This window comes from Synechococcus sp. J7-Johnson (genome assembly GCF_024345795.1).
GTDB lineage: Bacteria > Cyanobacteriota > Cyanobacteriia > PCC-6307 > Cyanobiaceae > Regnicoccus_A.
The window spans coordinates 1-9,307 of the sequence record NZ_JAGQBU010000051.1; the positions used below are offsets into that span (position 1 = coordinate 1).

Annotated in this window: 5 protein-coding genes; 1 reads left to right on the forward strand and 4 read right to left on the reverse strand. The window is 60.3% G+C overall.

Annotated elements, in window-relative coordinates; all coding sequences use genetic code 11:
* Positions 1–148: 148 nt before the first annotated feature.
* Positions 149–763, reverse strand: coding sequence for a hypothetical protein (locus KBY93_RS15350; RefSeq protein WP_255095301.1), 615 nt, complete (start codon positions 761–763; stop codon positions 149–151).
* Between the two features lie 420 nt (positions 764–1,183).
* On the opposite strand from KBY93_RS15350, the gene KBY93_RS15355 reads away from it, so the two are divergent.
* The gene (locus tag KBY93_RS15355) at positions 1,184–1,846 is read left to right on the forward strand and encodes a HEPN domain-containing protein (protein ID WP_255095302.1); all 663 of its coding nucleotides are present in this window, start codon (positions 1,184–1,186) and stop codon (positions 1,844–1,846) included.
* A 1,312-nt stretch (positions 1,847–3,158) separates the two neighbouring features.
* On the opposite strand, the gene KBY93_RS15360 is transcribed toward KBY93_RS15355, so the two are convergent.
* The 3 genes from KBY93_RS15360 to KBY93_RS15370 form a co-directional block, all read right to left on the reverse strand.
* Complete coding sequence (locus KBY93_RS15360; RefSeq protein ID WP_255095303.1) at positions 3,159–4,751, reverse strand: jacalin-like lectin; 1,593 nt, start codon at positions 4,749–4,751, stop codon at positions 3,159–3,161.
* Positions 4,752–4,782: 31 nt separating this feature from the next.
* Positions 4,783–6,786: an N-acetylmuramoyl-L-alanine amidase gene (locus KBY93_RS15365; RefSeq protein ID WP_255095304.1), complete on the reverse strand. Its 2,004-nt coding sequence runs from the start codon at positions 6,784–6,786 to the stop codon at positions 4,783–4,785.
* A gap of 61 nt (positions 6,787–6,847) precedes the next feature.
* A complete protein-coding gene (locus KBY93_RS15370) occupies positions 6,848–8,572 on the reverse strand; it encodes a hypothetical protein (protein WP_255095305.1) in 1,725 nt (574 codons plus the stop codon).
* Positions 8,573–9,307 lie beyond the last annotated feature (735 nt).

The window sequence follows — 9,307 nt, forward strand, 5'->3', positions numbered from 1 at the left end:
GAATTCAGAAGGAAAGCTGAGATTCGGGCCGACGTATCTACCGTAAGCCACTGGTCAATAGCGAAAAGGGCTAGTCCAACCACCGGATAAGATCGTGGCTGCGCACGATCTATCCTTGTTCGTTAGGTTGCTTTTGGAAGTTAGCAGGTTAGCGTTTCGAACTTCTCATTGCCTTGACAGGCTTTTTGTAGCCCAGCATTGGACGGATCTCTTGCTCAAATGCCTCCAAGGCTCTTGAGACACGTTGGCTAAACTCATCTTGATAATCAAGCCTCGCAAACATAATCTTCCGTCTTGCTATCCTTGCTTCCTTCGTAATTAGCTCAGGCTCGGACGCATCCCCAATTGAATCAAGATGCTCCAAAATGCATCCATACAAATCCTTATCGCATTCGAATAGGGCTTGAAGCTCATTGATGAATCTTCGCCCGAGAACCACTTCTGCCTCGAGCAGCTCTGCACCCAGCTCTCGCTTTGACGCGTTTACTGCCTCAAATCGCCGTGACCATGACTCCTGCTCTGTACTTTGATATGTAGGCTTGTCTTCGTCCGAATGTTCGGACCGATAAGAGAATGGAAATCTCGCCTGATTTATGGCGTCACGGTATTTGTACGCAGCTCTGAGCAGCCTGCGCGCAAGCTCGTAATTCTCCTTGTAATGCAATTGATGCTGCCAGGTCCTCAGGCCAATGACTGCACATACAGCACCGATCCATGCGGGTAATGCCTCGACAACACTGAAAGGTGACACGGTCTGGCTCATGAATTCAGGGTTGTCAACCTAACGCTCCAGATCAGAAGCGGGCGAGGATGAATGCGATCAAAAAATACACCTCCGCTCCCGTCTTCTGAATCTGGATGTTAGCTGGCAAGGTTCTGCATCCAGGCAGAATAGACCTAGGCCAACATTTTCTTAGTAATTATGCCACTCCAGAGTCGAACTGGAACTCTCTACTTTAGATTGCCTTCAGGGCAGAGGGCATTGGAGAGTAGAGGTGCTACCGTTACACTAGTGACACAGTATCCTTTTAGCACGGATGGAGAGGCCTGTCAAGCCCAGCTTGGTTGGGGCCCCTAGATGCTGATAAATACAAAATCATATCTACTCCTTCGATCATATATTCAAGAGTCGCTTGACTATGCATATCTGACATGCCACGCGGTACCAGCACTAAACGCATACATGAAAGCGGTCGAGAACGGAGCCGCCCAAAAGATTCCAAATCCCGATCACTTTGGACAGCCAGGGGATCATAGTAGACTCAAGCAAATCAAAGAGAGTTACAAGGACTCTCTTGGCAGGTTCATGTTAATTTCAACGTTTAGCCATTTCGAGGCATACGTTCAGGATGTAGTTGGAGAAATCTTCGACTTTCATGGTGGCATCGCAGCACTTCATTCTCTAGCGAAAAGAAGGTCAAGAGTAGAGGCTCGATCAGAGCGCTTAGCGAAGTATCCAGAGATAAAGCCCCTTAGCGAATTTCGCAAGCCAGGCAAGCAAGGGAAGTATCGGAAAAGCATAGAACAACTGGAGCTCAAGGGCTTTGTGTTCCCCTCTCAGATGACTTCGGCGTATGGGATCAAAAAGCTTGCAGAGGCCATCTCAAAAGGCGGATTTCGTGCGAGTCGTATCTGCGAGATAGTTTTTGATGGACTAGGAATGCCTTATGATGCAGAAATGGAGGAAAATATCTCACGAATACGTGAGATTCGCAATGATATCGCGCATGGCAGGCGCCGTGAGTATCACCTTTCAAGGTCGATCGACGACCTGAAGTTGATGCGTAAATATGCCCTGACTATTGACCAGCACATTATTGAGTACTTTCTGCTTATAGAAGAATAGATGCCCAATCTTCGGCTGGTAGACTATGCAACATCCTTCGGCGGCCCATCCAGCTAACGCCCTCACTCAGCCGCGGGCAGTAGTTTTTGGATGAGAGACTGGAAAATGAGATTAGTGTATGATTCCCGTCGGCTGCAGTGGGTTGTTCGGTGGAGCTTAACAACGACAGCTCGTTTATCGTTGTCATTTCCTCTAAGGCAAACAACAACTTATGCAATCTGCGTCCGCGATCGCCCTCTTGAGGCCATGGCGGATGGCTTACTGCAATTCGTTGTAACGGTTTCCAAGTTAAACTTCAGTTCCTCTGGTCTACGCATCATCTTGCTCGGTCAACAAGGCATCGTTCCCATGCACAATCTGCTCAGCCGAGTCCTCCAAGAGGCCGGCGCGAATTGAGTGGCTAGTGAAGGACGCCGAGTATGCATTGGTGTGGGGAGGCATCATTGCATTCCGTGAAACGGATCAAAACATGCGCTTCGTAGGACTTTGATTTGACCTGCAACTCCCGCTCAACGTCTCCTCTATCTCGGGAGAACTAGTTATAACGTACTTCATCTGCCCTGAAGTCCTGTCAATAATCCACGATTGTCCGAGGCGACTCGTTTTGTATCTAATTTCAATTGTAATTGGGGTGACAATCGCGCTAGCATCTCTTATGGAGCCATTGGACAGTGTTTGATGGGCCACCCTGGATCCATTAGCTATATAGAAAATGAAGGGATGCTTGGACAATGATGAACGCCGATAATTGAGGTACCCTGCCCCTACCGAGATGTCGCGGGTACTGTCGTACGTAGAGGGGTCGAGAGTGCATAGAATGCTGATCTCTTCGGCTGATGCAGGAGCAGGATGAGCTAACGCTGAAGTCATAATTGCAGCAATAACTGCCCGAAGGCTCTTCATGTTGAAATTTGCGTCACTTGAATTCTACGCGGTATGTCAAGTGCCTTTCTTTATGGACTGTGCCTGATCTGTGAAACGCTGGAATGAGCCACCTTTCCTTGATCGACGATTCGCAAGATGCACGTTATCAACAGATGCAGTTGACACAAGATAAGGGTTATCCCAGAAATGATTGGCTGGTTATCAGCTGCACTCTTCATGCTCTGAACTTATCCACCGAACGCTTGCCATCACCTGGCCGCCAGGCGACAGCAGTATGAGACAAATCATAGGGTGGCGGCTCAGGTGTATGGCATTGTTAGCCACCTCTGTTTCTAGACTTACCCGTATTTGCTGAATCTATGTAGCTGTGTTTGGCAAACCCCTTGGGTCATTTATGCATGAGTCGATGGCTATGGGTAAGACAGTGCTAAGGATCCTCCCCCACCACCACCGGCTGCCAACGCAGCGGGCCGAACACCGCGAACACCGGCGTCAACGCCACCAGCTCCCTGCGACCGCCCCGGCCGCCAATGCGGCCGCTGAAGCCCAGCAGCACGTGATCCTCCGGCACGACCAGATCCGGCCGCCGAATGCCGGCGCCGCCGCCACCCCCGATGCGCTGGCCGGCACCGCTGAGAAAGATCCTGTCCACCTGAGTTCCCGTCTCCGCCTCGATGCGGCGGATCGATTCGCCGGGGCCGAGCTGCAGCACACCGGCCTCCGCTCCTCCCTCGCCGCCATGGCACTCCTGCCGTGGCGCCGCCCCTGAGAGCGCATCGCCCTCGTGCTCGTAGGTGAGCCGGATCTGGTCCACCCTGGATCCCGTTCGCAGGCCCACCGCCGCCAGGCGGGTGCGGCTGCGGACCGCTGTGGTGCGGTCGGCATAGGTAAAGGCCTCTCCATCGTTGCCCCCCAGCGGTTCCCCATCGATCACGCTGACGTTTAGCTGCGGGGAGCCAACAATCAGGGAAGGCAGGTCGGGCATCGTCAGTGGGCTGGCGGGGTGCTCCCTGTAGCGGAGCTCCACCTCTCGAATGGTCTGCAGATCGCCCGCCAACTGCTGGAGGCTCTGGTCCAGTTCGGCGGGCCGGGCGATGCCGTAGGTGTCGTAGGTGCCGCCCACCCAGTCGATCTGATGGCGGAGCTCGAGCAGTCGCTGCCGCCGACGCAGCAACCCCTCCTGGATCCCGTCACCGAGCAGCAGGCGCCGGTTGGCGGCGACGCCGCCGTACACGTCCGCCAGTTCCAGCACCTGCTCGTATCCGTTGGTTTCGAGGGAGAGCACCTTCGGATCGTCGAGCTGGATGGCGCCGAAACCGCTCGCGAACTCCAGCAGTGTCTCCTGTGTGAGTGGCGGATGGCTGGAAAGGCCCACCACATGGCTGCGGAACGAGACGTTCACACCGTTGCTGCGCGAAGCTTCCTTAATCCGGCTCATCAGCTGAGGGCTAACGCCGAAGCCCCCGATGCTGAGACCGGCGCCGAAGGAGCGGGCCACCTCGTTGGCTTGCTGACGCGACTGCGCGAAGAAGGTGTACACCCCCAGGCATTCCCCTCCCACCCGGGCCGTCGTCACGTAGCCGTCGCCATGGAGGCGCACGAATGCCTCGAGATCGGCCTCGTTGCCGGGCACGGCCACTTCCGGCCGGAGGCGTGGCTGGGTGAGAGTCAGCGCCGCCGTCACCCGGCGGGCCCGCACTACCAGCGAGAGGCTGAAGATAGTGGTCTGCAGCGATTCCAGGAAGGTTGCCTTGGCCTGCAGCATCGGCAGCGGGCCCACGCCGCCCGTCACGGCCCAGCCGCGCTGCATCGTCGTGGCCAGCTCGCCGGCGCTTCGGCACAGGGTCCAGTCGAGGCTGCTGCCGTTCGATCCGGCTTCCCCACCGGCGGTGGTGTCGGGGGCTGGCTCCCCCTCCACGGCGCTGCGCAGGGCAACGCCCTGGGCCGCCGGCACCGCGCTGCTGCCGGCGGCGAGAGCGGCCAGGGCCAGCCGCTGGGAGGGATCGGTCGGGGGAGGCATGGCGGTGCGAGCGTGTTCGGCCGAGGGCGATCTAGTAATTCCAGCGAATCGCGCCGGGCCGCAGGTCCACATGGGTGAAGCCGCGCCCGCTGCGCACGCCGAAGCCGAGGGCGCGATCTCTCCAGGCGACCTTGTCGAGCCAGTTCTCGAATTCTCGATCCCTGTCGCTGCTGCCATCGCTCCCCATCGTGTAGATGTCGGCTGCCAGGCCCAGGATGTGCTGGCTGTCGCGCACGCCACCCACCGCGGCGTTGATCGCGGGGGGCCGGTACCAGGACGTCACGCCGATCGCTCCGCCCCATTGATCCCGGACCCGGTCGAGTTCGCCCGCGAGCAGGAGAATGTTGCGTTCTTCCTCGCTTCCCAGGCTCGGAATACGGCGCCTGTCCTTCTGGGTGACTTCCGCCACCGTGAAGAAGCGGGAAACGCGGGCGTTCATGTCCTGCCAGTCGACCGTGGCATCAGCTCTGAACGGCCGGCGCACCGATTCGCTCGGGGTGGGATGGACCGCCGCGATCCCGGCCGGGACGCTCTCCGCCAGGGTCGTGGCCGCAGGGCCGCCCCCAACAATCGACTCGACCCAGGCGCGGAGTTCCTCCGCCGTTCGCCACAGATCACCGGGGCAGGAGGTGCCCCCCGGCTGGGCAGGATTCCAGCGGTGGCCGCAGATGCGCTGGGGTGAGATCCTGTACTCGGCAATCAGCCAGCGCAGCAGGGCTGCGGAGGCCTGCTCCTGATCAGGCGTGAGCTTGTCGCCTGGTTGGGCGACATGTTCGATGCCGATGGAGGTGGTATTGAAGCCATAGCAATGCCAGGCCTTGTCGCTGTCCTTCACCAGTTGGACGATCTCTCCATCGCGGCCCACGATGTAGTGCGCGGAGACTTCGCTCTCCGGGTTCTTGAACCAGGCGATGCTGCCGTCGAGTTGGCGACTCGTGGTGTAGTGGAGCACGATCGCGTCGATCGGCTGGCCGTTGCGGGAGCTGAAGTTCCGGCAGCCGTCGACCCAGCGGATGCGCGGACGTCGTGAGGCGTTGCTGGAGCTGTGACCCCCATGGCCGGGCTGCTCGACCTGACCGTGATCAGGATCCGGCTGGACGGCGGCCTGGCCGACTGGCAGCCACTCCAGTGAAGATTGAAGGTTGGCGGCCTGGACGGTGCGGGCTTGGGAGTGGCTCGACAGAAACGACAGGATCGCCTTCGGTTCCGTTGCCTTGACACCACTCACCGGGGCGCCCTTCACCATCCCGAGCAGCACGACCGTGCCATCGGAGCTCTGCCAGAACTGGAGCCAGAGCGCGCTGGAATCGAAGCTTGGAAGCCGCTGCAGATCCTGCTCCGCGATCACGTTCACGGCAGGACTGGCCTTGATCCGTGTTGCGCTGTCATGGCGGCTGAGAAAGTGAATCAGCTCTGCCTTGTCGGAGCTTTTCAGCGAGCTGATGGTGAGATCCCCTGCCTTGGCATAGACGATCAGCTCCTTGTCAGGCGAGAGCTCGATGAGAATCTGATCGGCCTGGCTCGTCGATCCATTCGAGCTGGAGAGCGGGGTCGAAGCGGAATTCAGCAGTTCACGCGCCTGAGCAAACAGGTTGGTGACTTTGGTGATGTAGCGCGGATCCGTGGCGTAGCCGCAACAGGCGAGGTGGCGGATGTAGGTTTCGGGATCGTTCCCGAAGGCTTCCCAGCCTCGGTAGCGGTCTCGCTGAATGAAGCGCCGATATCCTTCGATTGCACCCTCAGGTGTCGCCCATGAGCACCAGATCACACCCTCTGGCTCCGTCGGCGTCACGAGTTTCAGCGGGGTGGCGTTGTCCGCCATCTCCTCCCGCCATTTCAGGCCGGTGGGGTTGCCAGCTTCCCGAAACAGCCGGCTGGTGCCGGCACCGGATTCCAGAATGCACTGTGCCATGTAGGCAAGCTTCTGACCGGAATAGCTGAAGGGGTAGCGCGCCACCGCCGACACGAACGCCTTCCATGAGAAGCGTTCGCCGCTGGTGTGGCTGGTCGGCGGTTGGGGGGAGAGGGACGTCATGGTGCTGGGGCTCGATCAGGGTGAAGAGAGGTCCGGGGGTCTGCCGCCGCCATGGCTGCGGCTACTCGGGAGACTGGGAATGGTCAGGGTCGGCCTCCGCGGCGGGCTGGCCAACTGTTGCCCCCCCCTGATCCGACTGACCGTCACCCGGAGGCGGCTCGCCGTCGGCCCCTTCGCGGACGGCATCGTCCCGCTGACCACTGGGCGCTCCGATGGGCGGCGGTGCGGCAGCCGGGGCCTGTGCCGCCGGGCGCAGCAGTTCCGGCGGGACCAGTTCGGGCCGCACCGACGCCAGCCAGGTGAGGAAATCGTTGGCCGTGTAGGGGGAGGGCGCCACATCGGCGCCCAGCGGAGGCGGGCTGAAACCCTTCAGATTGGTGAACACCACGCCAGGATCCAGGCTGGTCGCCCATCCCATCGCCGCCGGGCTGCACAGATCCTCCCGTGCCTTCTCCAGCCAGCCGAGTCTGAAGCGGCAGAAGGAACGGTCGAGCCCGTAGTGCCAGAACTCCTGCTGGGCCGATGCGGAGAGATCGTTCCGGCAGTCAATGGCTTGTCCGAGCAGTTGCTCGGCCTGAAGCAGGTGGCGTCTGGCCGTGTCCGCCTCCCCAAGGAGGGAGGCACCGATGGCCAGGTGCTTGCAGATGAATCCCTTGTGGGCCAGGTAGCGGTGCCTGTTCAGATCGTCGGAGCGGCCCTCTCCCTTCTCTTCTGTGGCCGCGGCGATCAGGCTGTCCAGGGTTGGGCTGAGTCCTTCCAGCTGGCTCACCCGTGCCTGGACCTCGGGTCGTTCCAGAACCGTGGTGAGTCCCAGGATCCGGTTGGCCTGAATCGACGCCTGGCATCGCTCGAACACCAGGTTGCGCACTTGGAGCGGAGCCTTGATCACGGCGGCCCGGAGCTGGTCGGCTTCGGCAGGGCCCAGGGGAGCGATGGAGGGATCCACCACGCGATTGAGCAGATAGCGGATGCGGGATTCCACTGCATCCCCCTCATTCTGCTGGCTGATCAGTTCCCTGTTCGCCTTGGTCTGGGCACTGACCTCTTCGATCTGTCGGCTGAATCTCTTAGCGGCTTCATCGAAGAGGCTGATCCCAGCGAAGCCGCCGATCAACGCCAGCGAGAGGATCTTCATCAACGTCGTCGGTGTTCCAGCGGTGGGACAGCTGGCCCAGAGCGCATCAAACAGCTGGGTATTGCCGACCTGAGGAATCAGATTGAAAATGATGATTCCGCCTCCCATGCCCACCAGGAGATCGGCCCAGATGCCAAGGTTCCATTTCACGTAGCGACCCTGGCCATTGCCTTCCTCCAGGGTCACCCGGTGCGCCATCACCGCGCCCCGATTCCGGCTGATGCTGTAGATCAGCCCGCCGAAGGCACCCCCCACCACAACGGCCAGGTAGCCCAGCCAGCGGAAGACATCGGTCAGCGGACGCAGGCTCTCATCACACTCCGGTTGGGGCTCTTTGCTGTCGGTCTCATTGCTCCCGGGCGGCACGGGTGAAGGGACTGAAGAGCTCTGCGGCGGCGGCTTCGGGGTGGCGGGTGCCCCCAGCTGCGCCAGCGTGATGCCGGTGCCGGGTTGGTGCGTCCCCCCGCCGATGCCGGCCTGGGCCGCGGCGCCGGAGCCGAGGCTGCATCCCAGCAGGGCGATCAGCGCCAGGATCAACAACCGACCTACATCGCGCCGACGCCTGCGCGGCAGGGATACGCGCCAGGAGCGCCACAGCTGGCCGACATCGAACGGAACGGGATCGGTTCCCCGGGCCCGGTGCGGGGGCACGGCAGGTCGGAGTCGGTTCCAGGGCCCCTGCACATGCATGCTGCCAGTCCCTGCGTCTTGCACTCTGAATTCTAGAAACAGGGCATCGGAGGCCAGTCTCTGCAAGGAATCTTCATGGGTTCCCGTGATGATGTGCGCTTCCCGCGCCCCTTAGCCGATCCGGCTGGAGCCCCCCGCACCTTTGCGCTATCCGCCGTGTCAATGAGGGCTCAGAGAGAGGGCACCCAGCGCCGACCTCGACGGTCTGCATGACCCTCCACGGCCCCGTCCACGGCCTGCCCGAGGACGTCAAGCCTCCCTTGGCGCGGCTGCGGCTGGTCGCATCGGCGCTCCACGCCCCCTGAAGATGGGCTTCGGTCCGCGCAACTGGGCCGGCGCCCCGCCCCGGCGCCGTCAGGTCACAGCCAATCTCGATGCCCTGCTGGCCGAAGGATTCCCTACTCCCAGGCCGAGACCAGGTCCGGCATCGTCGCCTTCTGTTCCAGCCGCTGCGGCGTCGATCACGATGGCGGGATCACCTGGGCGGAACTGATAATGGAGCAGGCCACCCACTCTCATTCGGCCTGGAGCATTGAAGGGGGTCACGCCAGTAGGAGGCTGGGGTTCAGTTAAGGAAGCTCTGATCAAGACGGCTTAATCCAAGCAACCCAGTCTCATTCTCGACAATGAGACGATCCTGAGCAAATTTTGCCTGCTTTTCGCTCACAGCAGTACCCACAAAGATGTCCAGTCAGT